Raw genomic sequence first — 22884 nt, 5'->3', positions numbered from 1 at the left:
TTCATCGGACGATGCCTTCATGCTCGACCGCATGAGTTCGCGCGCATCGCGCGGCGCCCTTTGCGGTGCTCCCCGAGGTGCACTTATTACGCGGCAGCCATTCGTGTGGACCGGACATGCTTGTCCGCTGAGCGTCATGACGACGCCGTCCATTCGCCACGGTCGACCTTACCGTTGCCGATGCGTACCGCTGTCACCCTTACCGCCCTGAACGGCAGCGCCACGCGCGCCACCTTCGCCGAGGAAGACGACCCATGAACAACAGGATTGCCGGCTTCGACGGATTGCGCGCCATCGCAGTCCTGATGGTATTTTTTCAGCACCGCCTGTTTGGCGACATCGGCGAGATCGGCCATCTCGGCGTCTGGATTTTCTTCGCGCTGAGCGGTTTTCTGATCATCGGCATTCTGTCCGGACAACGCGCGCGGATCGAAGCGGGCGGCACCCGCTTCGGCGCGGAACTCAAGCGCTTCCTGTTTCGCCGGACCGTGCGCATCTTTCCGATTTACTACCTGATGCTGGTGGTGATGTGCGTGCTGATGGCTTTCGGATTCGCGAGTCCCGAACTCGCGAGCGGCATGCCGTTTCACTTCGCGTATCTGTCGAATATCTGGATCGGCTCCGTGTTGCATTCGTGGCCGGGACGCTACTCGCATTTGTGGAGTCTCGCGATCGAGGAACAGTTTTATCTGGTGGTCGCGCCGCTATTGCTGCTGCTCGCGACGCGGCGGCATCGCGCGGCGTGCTGGGCGATCGTCGCGCTCGGCCTGTTTTCGTTACTGGCGATGCGTGCCGCGCATTGGCAGGAGATCACGATCTACACGCATCCGTTGACGAACTTCTGGCTGCTTGCGCTGGGAGGAATCGGCGGATTGATGGTCGCGGGAAAACATCAGCAGGCGCGAACGCGCGCGTGGCTCGGTCACGGCATCACGCTGTTTGTGGTGTGTCTTGCACTGGTCGCGCTGTGCGCCACCGAGCCGACGTGGAGTCAGGTGGACAACCCGTTGTTGTTCACAGCGATTAGCGGCGCGTACGGGGTCTGCATTGCGGCGCTCGTGGGTTCCATTGCGTGCTGCCGCAACGCGGTGGTGATCGGCTTTCTCGAAACGCGCTGGCTGGTGAGCTTTGGACGCATCAGCTACGGCTTCTATCTCTATCACAATCTGATACCCGACCTGACCCGCAACCGTCACGCAGAAGCGCTGTTCGGCGGCACGGTGCCGATGTGGGCGCATGCGGCGGGTATCGTCGCGTCGTTTGCGATCTCGCTGGCGATAGCGGTTCTGTCGTGGCGGCTGATCGAGGAACCCGTGCTGCGACTCAAGACGCGCTCGCGTGCACAGCCTGACGCCGCCCAACCAGTGACGATGCCAGCGCGCGGAACCTCGTCAGCCGCACGCGCCGAACGCAGACTGCGCGAAGACAGCACCGCTTCGGACGTGGTGTAATCACGCGCGTATTCGTTGCGCTTCCGGGTGTGCTTCGAGTTGCGCTGACATGCAGCCGCTTTGACGGCGCGGTATCATGCGGCCTCACCACAAGCCGGCTGTTTCCGGCCACGCGCAAAGCAGGACACACAACGCACGACGCGCAGGCACGGAACAGACCAACGATAAAAACAAGCCACGCGCGACGCCACCGCTTCGATCCGCGCGCCTGGTTCGCGGACCTCAACGATGTCTCATTTCAATTTAGCCGACGGCATTCTCGGCGGCGCCCTGCACACGCTCGATCTCTACGCGTTGCTCGGCATCGTCGCTGCGCTTCTGCTCGGCGGGATGGTCAAGGGGATCGTCAGCATCGGCGTGCCGCTCGTCGCCATGCCGATCCTGAGCCAGTTTCTGCCGATCAAGGCAGCCGTGTTACTGCTGTCGATGCCGATCATCCTCGGCAATATTCCGCAGGCGCTGGAAGGCGGTGAGATGCTCCCCACCATCCGCCGGATTGCCGCGCCGCTGATCGGCACGATCGTCGGTAACCTGGTCGGCGTGATGGTGCTGATCTCGCTCGCACCGCATCGCGCTCAGGCGGCCGCCGGGGCGTTGCTGATGGTCGCGGCGCTGCTGTTGCTCGCGTCGCCACGGCTGACGTTGTCGCCGAAATGGGCGAAGCCTGCTGGGCTCATACTGGGATTCGGTGCGGCGCTGATGGAGAGCATCGCCTCCGTGCCCGGCCCTTTGCTGGCGATGTATCTGATCGCGACCGGCGCGACGGGCAAGGCGTTCACGAAGCAGATTGCGATCATTCTCGTGGTGTCGATCATTACGCTGGTCGTCGCGTTCAGCGGCGGTGCGCATGCGAGCTGGAGCGATCTGGCGATCTCGGCCTGCGCGAGCGTGCCGGTCATTGCAGGCATTCTGCTGGTGCGTCCGCTGCGGGATCGTCTGCCGCCGGGTGCCTTCCGGGTGCTGGTTCTGGTGTTCGTGGCGATGGCCGCCGCGCAGATGATCTGGAAATCGGGGATTTTTCACGCGTAGGGGTGGTACGCGCTTTGCTGATCAATGACTTGTTCCATCAACTGGAGAGTCGTTGTGGCCAATATAGCCAATTCCCCGAAAGAGCCTGAACGTCAGGCTGAAGAGGACCCCGGCAGCCCGCCCACCGAAGTATCCAAGCCCATTGGCGACGCCATTCCCACGCCGGTCGAGCCCGGCCTGGATCAGCCGCTGCCGAAAAAAGGCGAAAACCCGCCACCTGCTGTAGATCCGGCTGGGGGTGCGTCCGATCCACTAGATGCACTCGGCGACACCGAAACGCCGCCAGGTGTTCCGTCACCTGGGGAATCGGATTTTGCGTAGGCTCGCGGGTTCCGATTCGCAGATTCGATTGCGGGCCCCGCACGACTAAGCTTGCGAGGCCCGCTTAAATAACCTCACGCAGCTTCCGGCTCGTGGACGATCTTGAGCGTACTTTTGTGCTCCCTGATCAGGCGATACACCGTTTCTCCGGGCACGGTTTCCTGTTCGAGCAATTCGTCGGCAATTGCGCGCAGCACCGGCTCGTACGAATGCAACAGTCCGAAGCACAGTTCGTTCAATTCCTTCAGCAGAACATTGGCGTGTTCGATCGCACTTTTCATCTGCAAGCCCGCGTATTGCGAAGGCAATGCAGCAAGGCTGAACAGATCGCCGTCCTGGTTGAAACCGAATTTCGACACCATGTCGAGACTGATGCGCGACGCTTCCTGCAAGTCCGATGCGGCACCGCTCGATGCTTCCGAGAACGTTAGAATCTCCGCGTTACGTCCGCCGAGCAGGACCTGAATTTCGTTGCGAATTTCAGTTTCGCGGTACAGGTGCTTGTCTTGCGCTTTGGTGATGAGCGCCACGCCTAACGCGCCGCCTCGCGGAAGGATCGTCACTTCTTCGAGTACGCCTGTGCCCAGCAGCGCCGCGACCAGCCCATGCCCCGCCTCGTGCACCGCGATGCGCGTGCGTTCGTCTTCGCTGAGCGCGCGCTCGGCGCCGCTCACGTCGCCGATGCGCGCGATCTTGATCGCTTCCATGAAATGCTTCGACGTGATCTCGGTGTCGCCCGCTTTGCGCGCGACGAGCCCCGCCTGATTCACCACCATCGCCACCGTTGCCGGCGACAAACCGGTAGTCAGACGGGCAAGCTGGTCGTAGTCGATATCCGCGGATTTCGATTTCAGCCTTTCCGCGTAGAAGCGGAAAATCTTCGCGCGGTCTTCGCGATCCGGCAAACGAACCTGCACCGTACGATCGAAACGGCCGGGACGGCGCAACGCTTCGTCGAGATTGTCCGGATGATTGGTCGCGGCCACGATGATGACGCCTTCGTTCGAAGCGAAGCCATCCATTTCCGCGAGCAGTTGATTGATGATGCGGTTGCTCTCGGCTTCAACCGGACCGCCGCCCGTATCGGTGCGTTTTGCGAGACCGTCGGCTTCGTCGATAAAGATTACCGTGGGCGCATTCTTGCGCGCCAGTTCGAACAGATGTTTGACCTTCTGGATACCGACGCCGTAATACTTCGCGCTGAAGTAGCTACCGGTGATCGAGATGAAGCTCGCGCCGCATTCGCCGGCCAGCGCCTGCGCCAGTCGCGTCTTGCCGACGCCGGGGCCGCCCACCATCAGGATGCCGCACGGTGCGCGCACGCCCATCGACGTGAATTGCGTGGGATCGGACAGATAGCCGCGAATGTCTGCGAGCGCGGCCTTCGCCTCGCCTGCGCCGATTACGTCGTCGAAGCGCAGCGTGGGCGCTTCGCTCAGCAACGTCGCGCCGCCGCGCATTTCGCGCCGCATGAACCACACCATTCCGCCGATCAGCAACAGCGGCAACAACACGCTGATCGCGTCGCGGAACTGGTCGAATGCCTGCACCCAGCGCGCGCCGCCGGTGCGGATATCGGCATCGGGAAGCCAGACGAGTTGATACGGCGCGGCTTCACCCGACTTGGGTTCGCCGAGCAGAAGCGCATGCGAGAACGTCGCGTTGTGATCGGTGACGAAGTACTTCAGACCGTCGCGCCTCGACACCAGGATCGCGCTGGGACTCACGCCGATCGCCGTGACTTTTGCATCGTGAATATCGCGCAGCATCTCGGACGCGTCTTTCTCTTCATGCGTCCACGCGGCAGGGTCGTTACGCATCTGGCTTGCGACGCCGGTCAGCGCCGCCGCGTCCGGCTCGTTGCGATGCTGGGCATACCACAGCACCCCGGCAAGCAGCATGACGAGCACAACAGCAGCCACCGCCATGGCGATTTTCCGTACGCGTCTTTTCCCAAGCGAGTTATTTCCCGGCTTCATGAGTCACTTCCAAAAACGGGCTCAAGCGAACCCTGGTACTGGTCAAAACAGGTATGTGAGGACGGCGGGAAAATGGGCTTGCGATACATGGGTTCCGTCGAAGGAATCTAGGACAACCAAACATGCGTCCCTTTTAACCGTTTTCACCCGGCCCATTATGCTGGGTGAAAACGTATTCCAAATCGGGGAAAAGGCCTATTTCTTCCGTCTATCCAGCCATTTACGAGGCCGGAAATGTAGGGAGCGAGCGATGCGCTCAACACGCAATTTGCTGCTCAGGCGCACAGTTTATCAGCGCTAAATTGATCGCGTACTTCGCATAACTATTATTAACCGCGCCCTATTTAGAAGCGGAAAAAGTTACGGCAAAGATTTTTATCGCGCTGATAAAAGCGATGGACGCGGGCGCGTCCTCGTCGCCATAGAGAAAAGAAAACTCAAGCCGCGCGGGGCCGTCCCTTGCGTTTCGCCTCGACCGGCTGCACCACCGCCGCCACCGGCGCGACCCGCAGGCTGCGTTTGAAATAAGGCGAACTCAACGTGGCCGCGCCCATGTCCGACGCGGCTTCGAGCAACGCTGGCGCGAGGTCCTTGAGCCGCGCATCCGGCAGACGGCTGGTCGGCCCCGCGAGACTGACAATGCCGACCACCAGCCCGGTTACCGGATGCCGGATCACCGCCGCCATCGACGTCATGCCCGCTTCGTACGTCTCGCTAGCGATCCCATAGCCGCGTTTGCGCGCGCCGTTCAGGTCCTGAAGAAACTGCTGAATCGTCTTCGGCGCCTTGGGACCGCGCGGCCCCGCCTTGCCGATGCCGCCCTGGCGCGACACGAGTTCGAGCGCTTCTTCGTCGCTCATCGTCGAGAGCCACGCCTGACCGCTCGCGGTGCAATGCAGCGGCGGCTGGCTGCCCATGTCCGGGTCGTAGCGCAAGCCCGACTTCGCACCCTGCGCCTTGCCGACGAACGTGATGTGATCGTCCTCGACCACGCCGAGCCGCGCCAGTTCGCCCGACGCCGCCGCGAGCCGGTCGAGCACCGGCTGCGAAATATCGAGCACGCCGCCGGTGGACAGCCACATCAGCGCGAGCGACACCAGCTTGAGCGCCAGCACGTATTCGCCGTGCTCGTCCTGCCGCACGTAGCCTTCTTCGGCCAACTCCGCCAGCAGCCGGTGCGTGCCGCTGCGCGGAATGTTCAGCGTATCGGCGATGGCGGCCAGTTGCAGGCTGCCGCCCTGCCGCGCCAGCAGTTCGATGATGGACAGCGCCCGCTCGAGATTCCCCGCCATGATCCACTCTCAGTTCGATTTCAATCCCGAATGAGAACACGATTCCATATCGGAATTCAAGCACGCAGCGGATACGGCGCTTACACGGGTCAGTGCCCGACGCCTGCGCTCACCCGCAAAACCGGTCCGCGATGCCGGGCGCCCTTCAGCAGCACTGCCGCCGCGCCCACTGCCGCCGGGATCGCCAGCGACGTGAACACGTCGCCGAAACCCCAGTTCGCGTGCAGCATGCCCGCGCCGAGCATGGCCCCCGCGATCCCGCCGAAACGCCCGATACCGAGCATCCAGCTCGTGCCGGTGGCGCGCATCCGGGTCGGATACGAACCCGCGGCCAACGCACAGAAGCCGGTATTCGAGCCGTTCATGCAATAGCCCATGCCGAACGCGAGTACGCAGATCGCAGCGAAGCCGTGACCGGGCAGGCCCATCCCCCACGCCAGCACGCCGCCGATGAACACCGTCGCGCCCAGCGCCCGATGCGGATTGAAGCGGTCCATCAGCCAGCCGATCGCGAGCGAGCCGATCGTGCCGCCCGCCTGGAACAACGCGCCGACCACGGCCGCTTCGCCGAGCGTGAAGCCCGCGCCGCGAATCAGCGTCGGCAGCCAGCTACCTAGCAGGTACACCGTCAGCAGGCCGGCGAAGTAGCAGACCCACAGCATCAAGGTGCCGAACGCGTATTCGCGCGACAGGATCAGACGGACCGGGCTGCGCTCGCGCTGCGGTGTTTCATGCGCGACGAAGCGCGTCGTGTGATCGGCCATGCCGGGTTCGAGGCGGTTCATCACCGTGACGAGGCGTGCGCGGCGGCTCTCTTTCAGCGCCAGAAAACGCGCCGACTCGGGCAGCCACCTGATCATGAACGGCACGTAAAGAATGGGCAGTACGCCGCCGAGAACCAGCACCGAGTGCCAGCCGTGCGATGCGATCAGCCACGCGCTCACGAAGCCGCCGCTCGCCGCGCCGAGCGTGAAACCGCAGAACACGGTCGTCACCATCAGCGCGCGGCAGCGTTGCGGCGCGTATTCGGCCATCAGCGTCGCGGCATTCGGCATTGATGCGCCGAGACCGAGGCCGGTTAGAAAGCGCAGCGCGGTCAGCTCGGTGATGTTGGTCGCGAACGCCGAGCCGAGACTCCAGATGCCGAAGAACAGCACCGCGCCGGTCATCACCGTTTTGCGGCCGAAGCGGTCCGCGAGCGGCCCTGCGCCCAGCGCGCCGAACGCGAGGCCGAGCAGGCCGCCGCTCATCACCGGCCCCAACGCGTCGCGCGGAATCGCCCATGCGTTCGACAACGCGGGCGCGATGAAACCGACCATCACGGTGTCGAGTCCATCGAGCGTGACAATGAACATGCACATCAGCAACATGAGAATCTGAAAGCGGCCGACGGGTTGTTCGTCGAGCAACTGCTGCACATCGATGGCGCGTGAAACGGGTGATAGGGATGCAACAGGCGTGTTCGGCCCCGCCGTCGTGATCGAAGGTTTCATGGTGTCTCCAGACCGTCTTCTCTATCGGATGGGCGCGTCGTCCCCGTCGCATCTTTATCGTGCGTTGAGGGGGACCGGCGCGCGATATACGGCTTACGTCATCGCGTAAGTCCGTTCGAGTACGCCGAGCGTCGCGTCGCGCAGCTTGCGGGCGCGCTCGAGTGCGGGCGCGGTTTGCGCCCATTGCTGAGTGGGGACTTCGACGCTGACTGGCAAGTGATCCGGCAGCGCGCGCAGAATGCCCGTGAGATCGAGACCACCCTCGCCGGGAATCATCCGTTCGCAACGGGCCTGAAACAGCAGCGTGTCGAGATCGGTAGGACGCTCGGCCGGCGCGTCGCAAAACTGCACGTAGCCGAAGTACTCACGCGGCAACGCATGCAAGGTTTGCGTCGACGAACCCGCGCGGTCGAAATGCAGCGGATCGACGATCAGCCCCGTGTTAGCCCGCGCCGCCGCCTTCACGATGCGCGCGCCTTGCGTGATGTCCTTCACGTCCGTCCACGGCATCGGTTCGAGCGACGGCGACAGCCCGAGCGGCGCGGCGAGATCGCACAATTGCGCGAGCCGCTCGGCGGTGCGCGCTTCGTCGGGATCGTTGCCCGCCACCAGCACGTAGCGCGCGCCCAATTCGGCGGCGGTGTCGAGCATCGGCTTGCACGCGTTCACGTCGGTATCGGGCTTGAGTCGCAAGATCTCGACGTCGAGCACCTTGATGCCGGTGTCACGCAAACGCGCGAGCGTTTCGCGCTTCAACGGCGTCGCGCCGACGATCTCGTGGCGCACTTCATGATCGGTGGCGGGCACGAGGCGCAGTCCGACGAAGTCGTAGCCCGCCTGCGCCGCGCACTCCACCATCTGCGGCGGCGTGAGTTCGAGCACGGTCAACGCGGATAGGGAAAGCGCGCGCGAATGGTGCTGGGTCATGTTGTCTCCTGAGTTCTGGCCGTGGCTCGGCCAATGGCGTTCAGCGTTTAACGCAGCGGCGAGAAAGGCGCGGGCACGTAAATAGTCGACTCCATCGTCGTCAGATGCGCGGGGCCGCCCTTCGGCGGCCAGATGCCGTCTTTCACCGCTTCGGCGCGAATCCGCGAGCGTTCGTCGACGCTCGCATACGGCCAGATGTTCAGAAAACGCGGCACGGTGCCGTCGAGCGAATACATCGCGCCGACGAGCGGCGAGCGCTGCGTGCGCTCGGGCACCGCTTTCTCCCATGCGTCGATGGTGTGTTGCAGGCTCGCTAGCTTCGTGCCGTACACCCGCATCTCGTAGATGCCGCCGTGGACCGCCGGTTCGATCGGCGGAAGAAACGGGAACAGCGCATAGCTGTCGATCTTCACGTCGGTGACGAATTCGCCGCAGCCGAACGGATTGCCTTCGAGCAGCAGCCGTTTGCGTTCGGCGATGAGCGCGGCTTCCGAATCGAATCCGCGCAATACCATCACCTGGCCCAGCGCGCCGATGTCGGAGTACCAGCAGCCGAGCAGCTTCGAGCCGGGTTGATCGCCGCTTGCCTTGATGCTTTCAAAGACCTGCGCATTCGCGCCGATTTTCACGGTGAGTGTGACTGTGTCGTAGAGAGTCATTGCATGTGTCCTTGTGAATGAATAGTGGGATTCGTCGATTGGGTGGCCGCTGTGGGCGGCGTTGATTGATCCGCTTCGGCGTCTGCTTCGGCGAGGAAAAGGCCCGCGCGATAACCGAAGGTCATCGCGGGACCGAGCGTGATGCCGCCGCTCGGATAGCAACCGCCCATCATGCTGGCGGCGTCGTTGCCGACCGCGTAGAGACCGGGCATCGGCTGACCTGCGTCGTCGAGAACGCGAGCGTTGGCGTCGGTGGCAAGACCCGCGAACGTGCCGAGGCTGCCGGGCAGCAGCTTGACCGCGTAGAACGGGCCGTTTTCAAGCGGCGCGAGGCAGGGGTTCGGCGTGTGCCGGGCGTCGCCCTGCACGCGGTTATACGGCGTCGAGCCTTTGTGAAATTGCGGATCGAAGCCGTCTTTCGCGTAGCTGTTGTACGCGGCCACCGTGCTTTCGAGTCCTTGCGGATCGATCCCGCATTGCACGGCCAGATCGGCGAGGCTGCTCGCGCGTTTCAGATAACCCGACCGTCGATACGGGCCAGTGGGAAACGGAAACGGCTTCGAAAAACCGAGCCCGTAAAGGCGCTGGAAACGATGATCGCCAATCAGCCACGCGCAGACCTGTTCACCGGCGGGCGTCGTGCCGATCAACGCGTTGATGAAGTCGTGATACGACGACGCCTCGTTGACAAAGCGTTGCCCGGCACGCGTCACCGCAATCACACCAGGCTTCGCGCGCTCGATCAGATGCGGGAACGCGACAGCGGGTTGCCCGCTGCCTTGAGGCACGAGCGAAACCGGCGCCCACGCGGCGGGTGTTTCTAGCGACGCGTCGAAATGCCCGCCGATCGATTCGCCGAGACGAATACCGTCGCCGGTATTGGTCGACGGCGCAGCGGACCAGTGCTCGCGCCCCGACGGCGTATAAGCGAAGGTCTGCGCGCGGCGCGAAAGATCGTGCGGATAGCCACCGCACGCGAGCACGACGCCTCGCGTGGCCCGCACCTGATGCACGACGCCTTCGATCTCGACCGTTGCGCCAGTCACGCGGCCCGCTGCATCGCCCGGCTCGCGCAGCAATGCCACCGCCTTCGCATGGGTGCGCAGATCGACCCCGAGGTCGTGCGCCGATTTCAGCAGACGCGCCACCAGCGCATTCCCGTTCACCAGATACATCGAGCGGCCATGACGCAGCTTGTGACCCGCAAACGCAGCGAGCCGCCGCAACACGTGCCACGCCGAGCGCACCGAGCGCGTCGCGTTGAAAAAATGCGCGAGATCCTGACCTGAGCCGATCGCCATGCCTTTGATCGTCACGACGCCAAGCGGTGGGCGCAGCCGGTCGATCAGCGGCCCAAGTTCGCGACCATCGAACGGCATCGCGCAAACCGAACGGCCGCCGGTTGCAGCACCCGGCGTCGTATGAAAATCGGGAACACGATTGCCATCGATAAAACGCATCGACGTGTGCCGCTCGAAATACTCCACCATTTCAGGACCGGATTCGAGCAATGCGTCGACCTTGTCTGCATCGAAATGCGCGCCGAGTTCGTTACGAAGATACGTGCGCGATGCTTCGGGTTCCTCGATAATTCCGGCGCGCGTGGCAAGCGGGTTGCCGGGAATCCACATCCAGCCGCCCGACCATGCGCTCGTGCCGCCAAACACGTCGGCCTTCTCCGCCACTATCACGCGCAAACCGCGCGTCGCTGCCGTCACGGCCGTGGCGAGACCGGCCGCGCCAGAACCCAGCACCAGTACATCGCATTCGAGAATCGGTTCGCGCTTCATCGTCAGTTTGCTTCGTTCGCTGGATACGTTTGAATCACGGGAAAAAGATCGGGCATAACTCATTTGTTGAATACTATTCCACTTTATAACGTGCATCCAAACCAGGTGACGCCCTGGTTTATCCGGTGATCTTTTCTTTTGCGCGCTGCGGCGCTTCATCTCTGCGCGTGGATGAAGACAGCGATGTTTGCGCGGCCTTCGCGCGCGCTGCCGCGTCACGTCCCGCGAGATAGGCAAACGCGAGCCCCGGCCCCAGCGTGATGCCGGGGCCCGGATACACGCCGCCCATCACCGATTGCATATCGTTGCCGCACGCGTAGAGGCCGCCAATCGGTCGATCGCCGCGATCCAGCACGCGAGCCGTGTCGTCGCTGACGAGCCCCGTGGCCGCGCCGATATCGCCCGGATAAAGCCGCACTGCGTAGAAAGGTGCTTGCCGGATCGGGCCCAGGCAGGGATTCGGCCCGTGCCAGTTCGCGTCGCCGTTGGCGCGCTGGTAGTCGGTGGTGCCGCGCTGAAAATCGGGATCGACACCCGTCTTCGCGTATTCGCCGATGCGCGCAACGCTGTCGGCGAGTCCGGCGGGATCGATATCGAGCTTCGCCGCGAGTTCGGCAAGCGTGTCGGCGCGCACCAGATAGCCATCAGAGAGGAACGGCTGCAGGCCCTTGCCGCCGGGGCGCACCATGCCCAGCCCGTATTTGCGCAGGCCTTCCGCGTCCGTGACGAGATAGGCGGGCACCGACGGCACCTTGCGGTTCGCTTCCTGCATCGCGATACCAAACAGGTGATACGAGGTGTTTTCGTTCAGAAAGCGCCGGCCTTCCTTGTTGACCACGACCATGCCAGGTTTGCCGCGATCCATCATGAAGTGAGGGAAAACGGCGGTCGTGCCGTCACTGCGTTTGCGCACCGAGACCGGCGCCCAGAACGCGTTGCTCAACGCGCCTTCGCCATAACGCGCACCGATTGCGAGCGCGAGATCGTGTGCGCTGCCGGTGTGTCCCGGCGCTCCCGGGCACCAGCTCGAATCGACGCCCGGCAGCATCGCGCGACGCCGTTGCGGATGACGGTTGAAACCGCCGCTCGCGAGAATCACGCCACCTGTCACCGTGATTTGACGGCGCTGGCCGTTCTGGCTCAGCGTGATGCCGTCGATCTGACCATCGCGCCCGGTCCGCAACGACTCCAGTTTCGTACTCACCAGCACGGTGACATCGCGTGCGAGCAGCGAATGCAACAGACGGCCGATCAACGCATTCCCCATCACGAGACGCGTGCCGCGCGGCCAGCGGATACGGTCGCTGCCATGACGTGCGAGCAGTTTCACCGCGTGACGCAGCGACCTGAACGACTTCGTCATGTTCAGCAGATGCCCGACATCGTCGCGATCGACCATCATGCCGCCCAGCACCGTGAACTCAGGGATCGGCGGGCGGATCAGCGAAAACGCGTTGCCGAGCTTGCGGCCGTCGAACGCGAGCGGTTCGAGCGCGCGGCCACGCAGCGTTGATCCTTCGAGTTCGGATAGATAGTCCGGGTGAAATGGCCGCGCGCGGTACTTCACGTCCGAATTCGCCTCGATATGCGCGACGGCCTGCGGCCCGGCTTTCAGGAACGCGCGGCGCAGCGCCTCGCTGCTGCGCTCGCCGACCGCGCGACGCAGAAAGGCTTCGGCATTCGCGCTGCTGTCATCGGGATTGATCGCCGGACCGTGCATCGAATCCGGTATCCATGTGGTGCCCGCCGAGTAGGCCGTCGTACCGCCCACGTATTCCGTGCTCTCGACCAGCAGCACGCGCGCGCCGTCGATAGCCGCGAACAGCGCCGCCGACATCCCTGCCCCGCCCGCGCCGATCACCACGACGTCGAACGTTTCATCCTGCTTCAAACCGCTGAGTGTCTCCACCATGACGTGCTCCTTGCGTCCCTTTTTTGCGGGCGACGAATCAGGCGTTTTTCCTGTTCACCGCATCAACTAGAATTTGCTTTGATATTGGAATACTATTCTGAAATAGCAAAAAAGCAAAGCATTCGAACATTGACGGAGACACAGCAATGCGCGTACTGGTAACAGGAGGAAGTGGTTTTCTGGCGGCGTGGATCATGCGGCGCCTGCTTGACAGAGGCCTGAGCGTGAGGGCTTTCGACTTGCGCGCGGGCTCGCCACTGCTGGAATCGCTCGCGCCGGAATGGGCTGCGGCGGTGCAATGGTCGACCGGCGATATCGCCCTCGCCAGCGACGTATCACGCGCAATGGACGGTTGCGACGCGGTCATTCATCTTGCGGGAATCCTGACCCCGGCCTGCGCGCTCGACCCGGTGCGCGGTGCGCAAATCAATCTGATCGGCACACTCAATGTGTTCGAGGCAGCGCGCGCCGCCAATCTGGAAAACGTGCTGTACGCGAGCAGCGCGGGGGTGTTCGGCCCCGACGATGGCGCCGTGCCCTCTCCGCAGACCTTATACGGCGCGTTCAAGCTCGCGTGCGAAGGCGCGGCGCGCGCGTACTGGCACGATCACGGCATCGCCAGCATCGGTTTCCGGCCGCTGGTCGTGTATGGCGCGGGCCGCGAAACCGGATCGAGCGCCGGGCCGAGCCTCGCGTGCCGCGCCGCGGCACGCGGCGAGCCGTACGCGATTCCGTTCACCGGCTCGACCGGTCTCGTTTACGCGGGCGACGTCGCCGCCGCTTACGAAGCCGCGCTATTCGCGGCGCCTCGCGGTGCACACGCATTCACGCTCGCGGGCGACATCGTCGAAGTCAATGAGGTGATCGCACGAATCGGTGCGATCGTGCCCAGTGCTCGAATCGACGCAAACGGTGCGCCGTTGCCCATTGCCACTTCGTTTCCTGCCGATCCGTTGCTCGCGCAATGGCTGCCTGATTTACCGCACACATCGCTCGAACAGGGATTGCGCGAAACCGTGGCGTTCTATCGCTAACCCGCTAAGCCGCTAGCCCGATCACCCAATCAGGCAGGACAGTCCGGTATCGTGCACGATACCTACAGGCTCCACTTTCAGGAGAAGTTGAACATGACGCAAACCGACGCAGTTTCTTTTTCCGCCTCGCTCGACGAGGGTCTGAGCGGCGCGACCCGCGTGTATTTCATCGTCGGCGATCCGATTGCGCAGGTGCGTTCGCCGTCCGGCGTGACGGCCGCTTTGCGCACGGCAGGCCGCGATGCGCTGGTGGTTCCCGCGCACGTCGCCCCCGCCGACCTGCCCGCGTTCTTCGCGGGCGTCACGCCGATGCGCAATGTCGACGGCATCATCATTACCGTGCCGCACAAGTTCAGCGCGGCGGAATATTGCGCGACGCTGTCGACCGAGGCGTCGTTCCTCGGCGCGGTCAACACGCTGCGCCGCACGGCGGACGGCCAGTGGCACGGCGGCATGTTCGACGGCACGGGTTTTGTCGCCGCGCTCGTCGATGCGGGCTGCGAATTGCGCGGTAAACGCGCGTTGTTAATTGGCGCAGGTGGCGCGGGATCGGCGATCGGACACGCGCTGGTTCAAAGCGGCGTAGGTTCGCTCGACGTGCGCGATAACGACGCCGACCGCACTGCTTCGCTGACCAGCCGTCTGAACGCGCTCGGCCAGGGCGAAGCGCGCAGCGTGCCGGCCAGCGTGGCAGCGCACGAGTACGACGTCGTGGTGAACGCGTCGCCGCTCGGCATGCGCGCGGACGATCCGCTTCCTATCGATGTGTCGGATTTCCAGGCAAGCACCTTCGTCGGCGATGTCGTGACGAAACCGCCGCTCACGCCGCTGATCGAAGCGGCTCGCGCGCGCGGCTGTCCGACTGTCACCGGCACGCAGATGTTCGGACGCGTGTGCGACCGGATGGTGACGTTCCTGCTCGAAGCGGGCCAGTAATTCCGGCGGCGTTGCGCTGCTACACTTGCGCGACGCCAACCAACGGACCCACGCTCGACCCCATGCTTCGATTCGAGAACCTCAGCAAGCGGTACAGCGACCGCGTTATTTTTCAAGGATTGCACTACGACGCGGCATCGGGCTGCGTCGCGTTGAACGACGAATCCGGCAGCGGCAAATCGACGTTGCTCGGCATTCTCGCGGGCGAGCTCGCAGCCGACTCGGGCGAAGTATGGCTCGGTGGACATTCGCTGCGCACCGAGCCGCTGGCCGCAAAATCTTCGCTGACGTATGTGCCGGAAGACTGCATGCCGTATTCGACGCAGACCGGTCGCGAGTATTTGAATCAGGTGGCGTTGGAGCGAAAAGTAGCGCTCGCTGCCGACACGCTCGATCTCGCGGATCGCTTCGGCCTCACGCCGCATCTCGACAAACGCTTCGAGCAAATGTCGTTCGGTACGCGCAAGAAGATATTTTTAACGGCGTCGGTGCTTGGCGAAACCCATGTGCTGATCGCAGACGAACCCGCAGGTGGACTCGACGCGTCGGCTCGCGCAGTGCTGGCCGATCTGTTCAGAACGTTATCCCGTACACGTACCGTGTTTTTCACGAGCTACGACACGGCGTTCACCGAAACTTGCGAGGCGGCGAGCATTCAATTCACCGACCTCGCGAGAAAAGCCTAGACCGAAGTTGAGCAATCGATTTGCGGAAATAGAACCGGAAAGATCCGAACTATTTCCGCGCGAAAAAGCCGCTCAAACCGCCACGCAAATCTTGCCGAAGTGCGCGCCCGACGCTTCGTGCGTGAACGCATCGCCCAACTTCTCCAGAGCGAACGTACTGTCGATCACGGGTCGAATGCCCGTTACTTCGAGCGCGCGAATCATATCGAGCTGATCCTGGCGGCTGCCGACAATCAACCCTTGCAAACGCTGCTGCCGCGCCATCAGCGCGGCGGTCGGCACCGGACCCGCGCGTCCGGTCAGCACGCCGATCAACGCGATATGGCCGCCGATCCGGCAAGCGGTGATCGATTGCGGCAAGGTGCCCGGACCACCCACTTCGATCACGTGATCGACACCGCGTCCATCGGTCAATTGACGAACCTGTTTGCCCCATTCGGGGTTGTCGCGATAGTTGATCGTATGGTCCGCGCCCAGTTCGCGCAGCTTCGCGAGTTTGGCATCCGATGAAGACGTGGCGATCACCGACGCCCCCATCGCTTTCGCCAGCTGCAAGCCGAAAATCGACACACCGCCCGTGCCGAGCACGAGCACCGTGCTGCCTGCTTTCAGCTGACCGTCCACGATGAGCGCACGCCACGCGGTGAGTCCGGCCGTGGTGAGCGTGGCAGCTTCAGCGTGGCTGTAGCCGCGCGGAGCATGTGTGAAGTAATGGCCCGGCAGCACGACGACTTCGCGCGCGTAGCCGTCGACGCCATCGCCGGGCGTCGTGCTGAAATCGGCGATAGCGGGCGGCCCGTTTTCCCAGAACGGGAAAAAGCACGACACCACGTGATCGCCCGGCTTGAATCCGGTTACACCTTCACCGACTGCTTCGACGACGCCCGCGCCGTCGGCCATCGGAATGCGGCCCGCGTCGGCGGGCAGATTGCCGGTGACGACTCCGTAGTCGTGAAAATTCAGCGAGTTCGCGTGAATGCGCACGCGAATCTGACCCGCTGCGGGTTGACCAGGGTCCGCGATATCGACCACTTGCAGATTCGCCACGGTGGCGGGCGACCCGATTTTGACGGCTTTCATGGATTCGTTCCTCTGGTTGTTGCACAGACGCACGGCGGCAGGATTGAAGCTTGCCCTGCGAGCCGAAAAGCATACCGCAAGGCCGATTTGCGCGTCGGCGGATGCTCAGGAGTGTTCGAGTGGGGGGGGCGTTGATAGCCGCGACGAGGTGCATCGTCGCGATTCGCGGGGCGAAGCAATGTGACCAATAGTTACGCCGTTTGCGAACGTGGCGCTTTTGGAAGCGCCCTGCATTTGCCTAAGGCTTTTCAGCGCACGCGGCGAAAGAAGGTAAAACGAGGCGATTGTAAAGCCGCGGCCCGCACCTCACGCGCATCATTCGCACGCGAACTGCAGGCCGCCTACCTGCAACATTCACTTCACAGTCTGAACCACTTCAAAGCCTTCGAATTCCGGATGCCCGAGATAATGCACGCGGTTATCGCCCGCATTCCGGTGCGCGGCCCGGAAGGCTTCCGACTTTGTCCATGCATCGAACGACGCATGATCGCGCCAGATCGTATGGCTCGAATACAGCACATGATCTTCCCGCTGCGGCCCCTTCAGCAGATGAAATTCGACGAAGCCCGGAACCTCTTTCAGATGGGTGTCGCGAGTCGTCCAAAGCTCCTCGAACGCGGTCTCGGAACCCGGGCTCACTTTGAAACGGTTCATGGCGATATACATACTGTCAGCCTCTTTGCGGTAGCAATACAGTTGGCAGGTTGCGGGCTCGCGCAAAATAATCGCACGCAGCTCGCGAAGCGAACGTCGATTATAGGCCTGCCTCCGCAGGTCTTTTTTGAAGCGTCCGCTGCGTCTGCTGAATCCGCCAGCCGTGTTGCCCGGTTGCAAAGAAGCCAATGCGCCGCGCGCGCTCAAGCGGCCTTTTCTTGCGCCGCCTTTTCGTGAGCGGCCTGTTCGAGCCAGATGCGGCTATCGGGAAACCAGAATGCGTCCTGACGTGGCGGCGAAACGAGTTTGACCGGCAAAGAAGGATTGAATATCTTCGACCACGCGGACAGATACGAAGGCGTCTTGATCAGAAATCCGCAACGCGATAACAGCAGACTCGACACCAGTGCTTCGCGGCCTATCTCCAGCCCTGGATAGCCGCTGAAATGAACCGGCGTGTTACCCCGCGCAAGCAGTTTCGCGGGCGCGATCCTGACGGGCTTGCGAAACGGCCATGCGGCGAAGTAGTCGAGGAATGCGGGTTCGTCGCTCGAAACAAAGACGTTGGCGAGATGCGGATTATCGGTGAGCGTCGCGTCCACCTGGCGGCAGAAATTGCTCCACGAAACCGGAATGGCTTCCAGCGCTTTATCGGTGCCTCTGAAATGCACGCCGAGCGTACGCGTATTGATGTCGAGTGCCGCACAGATCGCATCGACTTCCGCTTCGATGTGCGAAGCCAGCCGGTAGTGCGAGAAGAAGAGTTCGCTCGCGCTACCGAGTCGCAGCCGCGCTTCGTAGCGCTGACGAAATCCCAGTTGCACCAGGTCCCGGACCGTCGACGTCCTGATCTTCTGCGTCGCCTCCACCGCCGACGATGTCATGACCGGTTCGAAGAAATGGGAGAACCAGTCGATCCTGCGTTCAGCATCGCCATAGAGACCGCCGCGCGCGCTGATGCAGGGCGTGAGGCGTTTTTCGTCGCAATGCATCAGGATGAACAGGACCATCTGCATCACGGAGAAGAAGCCGGAGTTCTCCTGAATCTCGATGGCAAACACACCGCGATTGAAGCGCTGCCGCGCGTGTAGCGAAAGCCGCAAAGGCGTCGCCACGGAATGCTTGAAACCCTCGCTGCGCCGGATCTGTCTGGCCCGGTCGACTACCTTTTTCAACATGCCGAACTCCTGATCAATTAGGTTTTGTTCGATAAGGCATGTGGCCCGTTACCGCAGAAAATTGAACGGACCCAGAATAGCAGTTCAGAACAGCGCGTCGAGTAAGTTTGGCCTGCGTGGGTGAGCAAGCGCACATAGCACCGGTAAGGTTTTCCCCGGATTGTCAAATGGAATGGCGAGGCTCGCTCCATGTAGGCGCGGGTGCCGTAAACGTGAACGACCATATATCGCCGGTCTTCTGAAAGAAGGATCTATCGCGCTTTTCAATCCGCAGATTAATGCTTCGTCATCGGCGCCCCCGAGCCGTCACCCAGCAAGTAGCGTTGCTGCAACGCGATCGCCACGCGGCTCAGCACGTCGTTCCAGTCGCCGCGTTGCGGTTGCGTGAAAATGCGCACGCCCGGATACCACGGGCTGTCATCCCGTTGACGCAGCCAGCGCCAGCAGCCCGCAAAACGATTGAGCAGCCACACAGGTTTGCCCATCGCAGCAGCCAGATGCGCGACCGATATATCGACCGCGATCACCAGATCGAGATTGTCGATCAGTGCGGCGGTATCGGCGAAATCGGTGACTTCGTCCATCCAGTCGATCAGGCGCGTACTACTCGTTCCGGCGTCGGCTCGCCTGGTGTCGTCGTCGGTCTTTTGCAGGCTGATCCAGCGGACGCCGTGCGTCGCCAGCAACGGCGCGATCCGCGCGAACGTGAGGCTGCGCGCCATGTCGTCGGTCAAACCGGAATGGCCGCCGGCCCACACGATCCCGACGCGCGGCAAGCCCGCTTCGGGCAACGCGTCGAGCCGCGCGCGCCATGCCGCGCTGTGCTCCGCGTCCGCGTGCAGATAGACCGACGCGGGGATCGTCTCGACGCGTGTGCCGAACGCCATCGGCAGAGACATTAACGGGCACTGATAATCCCAGTCGCTTACATCGGGATAGGCGTCGTCGAGCATGACGAGGCCGGGCCAGCGAGCGGACAGCGACTGTTCGTAAAGACGCCGCAAGGGTTGCCGGCAGATATAGCCGACCTGTGAAAAGCGTTCGAGCAACAGCGGCAGATAGCGGACGAATTGCAGGCTGTCGCCGAAGCCCTGCTCGGGAACGACCAGCAGACGTTTGCCGCTGCTTGCCGCTGCATCGTCTTCATTTGCACCGTCGATGCGCTCGCCGCGCCATTCGGGCAGCGGCAGCCGCACGTTGCTCGCGATGGGCCGCCCCTCTGCATCGACGAAATTGGCTGCGCGGTCTTCGAAATACGGCCACGCCTCTTCGTAATGGCCCGCCGCCAGCAGAACCAGCCCGAGATTGGCCCGCGCGCCACGGTTGGACGGCTCGATGTCGATCACCTGCCTCAGATACCGCTCAGCTTCGCTCAACGACCCTAGGTCTTTGAGAACCACGCCCAGGTTCGCCAGCGCTCGCGGATGGTCCGGCTCAAGTTCGAGCAGCGTGAAGTAGACCCTGGCGGCCTCGTCGGGGCTGCCGTGTACTTGCAGCATCAGCGCCTGATAGTAAAGAAGCGCGGTCGATTCCGGCGCCAGTGCGAGCCCGCGTTGCGCCGTTTGCAATGCCTCCGCATACGCGCCCTGCCTGATCTGGATGACACATAACGTGCCGTAAAACGCAGCCTCGGCGTGCGTCGCGATGGCGCGCGTCACCCATTGCTGCGCCGGTTCCAACTCATTCGACGCGAGCGCCACCTGCGCTTGCGCATGCATCGCGCGTGCGTGAGCGGGGTCGTGCGCGAGCACCTGGTCGAGCCTCGCGCGCGCTACGTCGAAATGACCCGCATGGCGCGCCTCTTCGGCTTCGGTGAACCAGATCGCGATAGCTTCGGGCGGCGGCGGAGGTTGGCTTGGCATGGTCGGCGAGTGGAGTTGCATTGAGCGGACTGCGCGAGGGCGCCGTAGACGGTGATATTGGATCGACGCACGGCAATGAGGATGTGCGGCGGGTAACGCTCGCGGACCGACTTGTCGGCGGTTTGCGCGTTACCGGGCCGGATTATCGACATTGCATGAAAGGCCGTCTCCAGGAGCGCTCCGAAACGGCCTCGCAACGATCACGCGGAGAGCGCTTGACCTTACCGCCGTGGGAAGGTCCACGCTTGAGGCTGACACCTCTTCCTTACTGGAGATAAACGATGGAATTCGCCATTCCCGACATGACCTGCGGCGGCTGCGCCAGGGCCATCACCCGCGCGGTCAACCAGCTCGACCCAGACGCGACGCTCGACATCGACGTGCCCGTCAAAACGGTCAGAATCACGTCGACGCTGCCGGCGCAACGGCTCGCCGAGACAATCGAGGCGGCTGGGTTTCATCCCTCGTTGAGAGCCTGAGCGCACCATGCCGGAACACGCATGAATCCGGCTAAACTTCCGCTTCCCGATAGCAGCGCCGCTCGACACAACCATTCAACCACGGACATCCACTATGAAAAACCTTCGCGCCTTTCACGCTCTCTGCCTGTTCAGCGGTCTTTCGTTTGCTGTAGCGACCCTGCCCGCCCATGCCGAACAACCGGCCGCGATGCAGGGCATGGACATGTCCGGTGCGGCTCACGGCGGCGCTGACGGCTCAACGCAGGCGTTCAAGGCCGCCGACGACAAAATGATGCACGACATGACCGCGCCCGAGTACACCGGCGACGCCGACAAGGATTTCGTCGCGCACATGATCCCGCATCATCAGGGGGCGATCGAAATGGCGCAGACGGAATTGAAGTACGGCAAGGACCCGGAGTTGAAGCGCCTCGCACGCAACATCATCAAGGCCCAGCACGATGAAATCGAGTTCATGCACCGCTGGCAGGCAAAGCACGGCGCCAAGTGAACGTCTTGAAGAACGGGTGACCGGCGACCAGGCGTCGAATCGATCCTGATAACGCCGCGTAACCTGAGCGCGCGGCGTGACGCGATCGATGCCGCCGCAACGACATCCATCACCAGCGCGGCCGTTTGCGCAGTAACGGTGTCATCGCGATCAAACCGATGACGGGTCCGGGCAGCAGGAGCCACGCGACCCGTGCATCGAGCGAATGGTAGGCGCTGGTCGACCACAGAATCGAACACGCCGACAGAAAGAAGCCGAAGCTGTTCTGCAAGGTCAGCGCGCCGCCGATCCTGTCGGCCGGACACGCCTTCACCGACAACGCCGAAAACTGCGGCGAATCCGCGATCACGCTGATCCCCCACACCAGCAGCAATGCGAGTTGCCCCGCCGTCCCGAGCGACGAAGAAAGCGGATAGACCGCGCACAGGAATCCCGACACCGTCAACGCGAGCGCAGCGGTGCGCGCGCTTCCCACCGACTGGCTGAGCTTGCCGCCGAGCACGCAGCCCGCCGCGCCGACCGCGATAATCAGGAACGACCACATCGCGACCGTACTGGCGGACGCGGGCGCGGAAACGTCGTGCGCGAACGCCCGCTGCACGAGAAGCGGCGTCAGGGTCCAGAACGCGTAAAGCTCCCACATGTGCCCGAAATAGCCGAGGGCCGCCGCGCGAAACTCGCTGATCCGCAGCACTTCGCCGATCCCCGCGGATAACCCCGCCCGACGTTTGCCCGAGCGACGCGCATGCGGCCCTTCGCCAAGCGCCAGCACCAACGCCGCGCCGATCACCGCCAGCCCCGACGACGCCAGCACCACCGCCTGCCACCGCACACCGGGGAACAACGCGCGTATCGCATGCACCGACGCCGTGCCGAGCGTCAGCATCGCGACCAGCAACGCGAGCGTTTGCGCGGCGCGGCGCGGGTCCCACGTGACCAGCAGCTTCATCCCGAGCGGATAGATGCCCGCGAGCGCGACGCCCACGCCAAAGCGGAACACGATAGCCGAAGCCAGCCCGCTGCTGCACAGCGCGAACAACGCGTTCAGCAGCGCTCCGGCCACGCCGCAAACCGCAAACACCTTGCTCGCCGACATCCGGTCCGCGAGTCCGGTCGTCGCCGAAATCAGCGTGCCGACGATAAAGCCGGCCTGCACCGCATTCGTCAGCCAGCCGATGCCGGTCGCGTTCAATTGCCAGACGGCCTGCAAGTCGCGCATCGCGCCATTCGCGCTGAACCACAGCGAGGTTCCCAGCAACTGGGCCAGCGCAATCACGAGCACGGCGCGACGGGCGTGTGCCGTCTGCGCTGCGTTATCCGCCGGGTCCGGCCTGTCCTGCATCCTGCCTCCTCTGTACCGCCTGTCGTCCTCTCATCGTCCGCACGGCGCGTCGTATATGGCGTCGCCAACGTGCCGCCGGTTGCCGCGCGAACGCGGCTTATCCGCGCGACTATAGGTTCTCGCGGACGGCCAGTCCACTCCCCGCTCGTCGCCACAGTCACGGCGATGTCACAGCCGCGCGACAGAATCATGGCCCATTTACGCTGCTCACCGGCGGCGCCCTGCTCCACGCTGCAAACCACGCAGCGCTCTCACGCCACGGCTGTGTCCTTTCAGGCCCGCTCACG

At 63.2% G+C, this 22884-nt stretch carries 20 protein-coding genes; 8 read left to right on the top strand and 12 right to left on the bottom strand.

Annotation, left to right across the window (positions count from 1 at the left end; translation table 11 throughout):
- Positions 1-254: 254 nt before the first annotated feature.
- From BLS41_RS18650 to BLS41_RS39635, 3 genes are all read left to right on the top strand, one after another.
- Positions 255-1451, top strand: a complete 1197-nt coding sequence (locus BLS41_RS18650) for an acyltransferase family protein (RefSeq protein WP_074767486.1) — start codon at positions 255-257, stop codon at positions 1449-1451.
- A gap of 228 nt (positions 1452-1679) precedes the next feature.
- Positions 1680-2480: a sulfite exporter TauE/SafE family protein gene (locus tag BLS41_RS18645; RefSeq protein WP_074767484.1), complete on the top strand. Its 801-nt coding sequence runs from the start codon at positions 1680-1682 to the stop codon at positions 2478-2480.
- 54 nt (positions 2481-2534) lie between these two features.
- Positions 2535-2801 carry a hypothetical protein gene (locus BLS41_RS39635; protein ID WP_074767482.1) on the top strand — a complete coding sequence of 89 codons (267 nt, stop codon included), beginning with the start codon at positions 2535-2537 and terminating at the stop codon, positions 2799-2801.
- Positions 2802-2875: 74 nt separating this feature from the next.
- On the opposite strand, the gene BLS41_RS18635 is transcribed toward BLS41_RS39635, so the two are convergent.
- The 7 genes from BLS41_RS18635 to BLS41_RS18605 all read right to left on the bottom strand — a co-directional run bounded on the left by BLS41_RS18635 (position 2876) and on the right by BLS41_RS18605 (position 12853).
- Positions 2876-4780, bottom strand: a complete 1905-nt coding sequence (locus tag BLS41_RS18635; RefSeq protein ID WP_074767480.1) for an AAA family ATPase — start codon at positions 4778-4780, stop codon at positions 2876-2878.
- A gap of 437 nt (positions 4781-5217) precedes the next feature.
- On the bottom strand, positions 5218-6072 hold the full coding sequence (locus BLS41_RS18630; protein ID WP_074767478.1) for an IclR family transcriptional regulator: 855 nt from the start codon (positions 6070-6072) through the stop codon (positions 5218-5220).
- Between the two features lie 89 nt (positions 6073-6161).
- On the bottom strand, positions 6162-7565 hold the full coding sequence (locus tag BLS41_RS18625) for an MFS transporter (RefSeq protein WP_083380022.1): 1404 nt from the start codon (positions 7563-7565) through the stop codon (positions 6162-6164).
- Between the two features lie 93 nt (positions 7566-7658).
- Entirely contained in the window at positions 7659-8492 is an 834-nt protein-coding gene (locus BLS41_RS18620; RefSeq protein WP_074767476.1) for a sugar phosphate isomerase/epimerase family protein, read from the bottom strand.
- A 47-nt stretch (positions 8493-8539) separates the two neighbouring features.
- Positions 8540-9151 carry an NIPSNAP family protein gene (locus BLS41_RS18615; protein ID WP_074767474.1) on the bottom strand — a complete coding sequence of 204 codons (612 nt, stop codon included), beginning with the start codon at positions 9149-9151 and terminating at the stop codon, positions 8540-8542.
- The gene (locus tag BLS41_RS18610; RefSeq protein ID WP_074767472.1) at positions 9148-10941 is read right to left on the bottom strand and encodes an FAD-dependent oxidoreductase; all 1794 of its coding nucleotides are present in this window, start codon (positions 10939-10941) and stop codon (positions 9148-9150) included. Before BLS41_RS18610 ends, BLS41_RS18615 begins: the two co-directional genes overlap by 4 nt.
- Positions 10942-11059: 118 nt before the next feature.
- The gene (locus tag BLS41_RS18605; protein ID WP_074767470.1) at positions 11060-12853 is read right to left on the bottom strand and encodes an FAD-dependent oxidoreductase; all 1794 of its coding nucleotides are present in this window, start codon (positions 12851-12853) and stop codon (positions 11060-11062) included.
- 146 nt (positions 12854-12999) lie between these two features.
- On the opposite strand from BLS41_RS18605, the gene BLS41_RS18600 reads away from it, so the two are divergent.
- From BLS41_RS18600 to BLS41_RS18590, 3 genes are all read left to right on the top strand, one after another.
- On the top strand, positions 13000-13887 hold the full coding sequence (locus BLS41_RS18600) for an NAD-dependent epimerase/dehydratase family protein (protein ID WP_074767468.1): 888 nt from the start codon (positions 13000-13002) through the stop codon (positions 13885-13887).
- Positions 13888-13980: 93 nt separating this feature from the next.
- Complete coding sequence (locus BLS41_RS18595) at positions 13981-14823, top strand: shikimate dehydrogenase family protein (protein WP_074767466.1); 843 nt, start codon at positions 13981-13983, stop codon at positions 14821-14823.
- 62 nt (positions 14824-14885) lie between these two features.
- Entirely contained in the window at positions 14886-15509 is a 624-nt protein-coding gene (locus tag BLS41_RS18590) for an ABC transporter ATP-binding protein (RefSeq protein WP_074767464.1), read from the top strand.
- 72 nt (positions 15510-15581) lie between these two features.
- Here the strand turns inward: BLS41_RS18590 and BLS41_RS18585 are convergent, their stop codons facing one another.
- From BLS41_RS18585 to BLS41_RS18570, 4 genes are all read right to left on the bottom strand, one after another.
- A complete protein-coding gene (locus tag BLS41_RS18585; protein ID WP_074767462.1) occupies positions 15582-16589 on the bottom strand; it encodes a zinc-dependent alcohol dehydrogenase family protein in 1008 nt (335 codons plus the stop codon).
- A 354-nt stretch (positions 16590-16943) separates the two neighbouring features.
- Positions 16944-17255 (bottom strand): heme-degrading protein HmuQ, encoded by a 312-nt coding sequence (locus tag BLS41_RS18580; protein WP_074771039.1) that lies wholly within the window; start codon positions 17253-17255, stop codon positions 16944-16946.
- Positions 17256-17446: 191 nt separating this feature from the next.
- Positions 17447-18421 carry an O-fucosyltransferase family protein gene (locus BLS41_RS18575; protein WP_074767460.1) on the bottom strand — a complete coding sequence of 325 codons (975 nt, stop codon included), beginning with the start codon at positions 18419-18421 and terminating at the stop codon, positions 17447-17449.
- 275 nt (positions 18422-18696) lie between these two features.
- Complete coding sequence (locus tag BLS41_RS18570; protein WP_253189709.1) at positions 18697-20304, bottom strand: tetratricopeptide repeat protein; 1608 nt, start codon at positions 20302-20304, stop codon at positions 18697-18699.
- A 260-nt stretch (positions 20305-20564) separates the two neighbouring features.
- On the opposite strand from BLS41_RS18570, the gene BLS41_RS18565 reads away from it, so the two are divergent.
- Together BLS41_RS18565 and copM are read left to right on the top strand one after the other, a co-directional pair.
- Positions 20565-20762, top strand: a complete 198-nt coding sequence (locus tag BLS41_RS18565) for a heavy-metal-associated domain-containing protein (RefSeq protein WP_074767458.1) — start codon at positions 20565-20567, stop codon at positions 20760-20762.
- 94 nt (positions 20763-20856) lie between these two features.
- On the top strand, positions 20857-21255 hold the full coding sequence (gene copM / locus BLS41_RS18560) for a CopM family metallochaperone (protein ID WP_074767456.1): 399 nt from the start codon (positions 20857-20859) through the stop codon (positions 21253-21255).
- A gap of 109 nt (positions 21256-21364) precedes the next feature.
- Here the strand turns inward: copM and BLS41_RS18555 are convergent, their stop codons facing one another.
- Positions 21365-22597 carry an MFS transporter gene (locus BLS41_RS18555; protein WP_074767454.1) on the bottom strand — a complete coding sequence of 411 codons (1233 nt, stop codon included), beginning with the start codon at positions 22595-22597 and terminating at the stop codon, positions 21365-21367.
- Positions 22598-22884 lie beyond the last annotated feature (287 nt).

Source organism: Paraburkholderia fungorum (genome assembly GCF_900099835.1).
Lineage (GTDB): Bacteria > Pseudomonadota > Gammaproteobacteria > Burkholderiales > Burkholderiaceae > Paraburkholderia > Paraburkholderia fungorum_A.
The sequence above is the reverse complement of the archived record's forward strand: the minus strand, read 5'-3'. Positions and strand labels throughout refer to the sequence as shown.